Annotated in this window: 2 protein-coding genes; both read right to left on the bottom strand. The window is 69.6% G+C overall.

The features are described 5' to 3' along the window. The coding region (locus Q4I23_RS32715) for a 4Fe-4S dicluster domain-containing protein (RefSeq protein ID WP_498529007.1) at window positions 1-329 on the bottom strand (329 nt) is incomplete at its 3' end. Between the two features lie 7 nt (window positions 330-336). After that, window positions 337-1,266: glycolate oxidase subunit GlcE family protein (locus Q4I23_RS32710; RefSeq protein ID WP_498529006.1), on the bottom strand; the 930-nt coding region annotated here is incomplete at its 5' end.

Genomic DNA, 1,266 nt, shown 5'->3' with positions numbered 1-1,266 from the left:
TCGGCAGCGTCAGATGTGTATAAGAGACAGCGGGCGTGATCGACCAGATGCATGTAGTTGACGCCCGATGGGCAGGTCGTCATGCAGGACAGGCAGGAGAGGCAGCGGTCGACGTGCTTCACCTGATGCTCGGTGGGTGGCCCGCCCTTCTCCAGCATGTCCTTGATCTGGTAGATGCGGCCGCGCGGGCTGTCCAGCTCGTCACCCAGCAGGACATAGGTCGGGCAGGTCGCCGTGCAGAAGCCGCAATGGACGCACTTGCGCAGGATCGCTTCCGAGTCCCGGTAGTCGGCGTTGGCGAGCTGGGTCAGCGTGAAGTTGGTCTGCATGGATGCCTTACACTCCCGCGTGCATGCGGCCAGGGTTCAGGATGCCGCAGGGGTCGAAGCTCTCCTTCACCCGGCGGCTCAGCGCCATCACCGGGCCGGGCAGCGGGTGGAACACCTCCGTCGTGGTCCGCACGTCCTCGGGCGCGCGCACCAGAGTCGCATGGCCGGCGGTGCCCAGCGCGCCGCGGATCGCGGAGGCGGCATCGGGCGTCGGCGCCACCGCCGCCCAGATCAGCCCGCCGCCCCAGTCGAAATACAGCTCCGCGTCCAGCGCCCAGCGGATCGACTCCGCCACGCGCGGCCCTTCGGAGGGCTGGACGGAGATTTTCCAGACGTGGCGCGAATCCTGGCCTCCACCCCGGCCCTCCCCCACTGACGCAGGGGAGGTAGCGAGGCAAAAGAACGCCACGTCCCTGACTTCCTTCCACACCGCCCGCGACTCGTCCCGGTCCAGGACGGCGTCGGCGCCAAGCTCCTCCTTCAGTGCGGCGACGCGGGCGGTGACGGACGGGCCGAAGCCCTCCACCCGCACCAGCGTGACCGCCCCGCCCACCCCGGCGACCGTTCTCACATGGGACCGCGCCGCCACCGCGGCCGGCAGATGGGCGGCGCCGGACACGTCGTAGGGGCTCTGCAGCGCCGCGGTCAGCGCCGCCACGGCCCCGGCGTCCTCGTGCCCGGCCAGCAGAAGCGTCCGCACGTCCTCCGGCGCCGGCAGCACCTTCACCGTCAGTTCGGTCAGGACGGTCAGCGTGCCGAAGGACCCGGCCATCAGCTTGGGCACGTCGTAGCCGGTGACGTTCTTCACCACCTTGCCGCCGCCCTTGTAGAGGTCGCCGCGCCCGTTCACCCCCTCGATGCCCAGCGTGTGGTCGCGGGCGGAGCCGGCGCTGATGCTGTCTCTTATACACATCTGACGCTGCCGACGATTATACGC

This window comes from Azospirillum sp. UFLA03-27, assembly GCF_059803775.1.
Note: the sequence above shows the minus strand (reverse complement) of the source record. Positions and strands in the feature narration are given on the sequence as shown.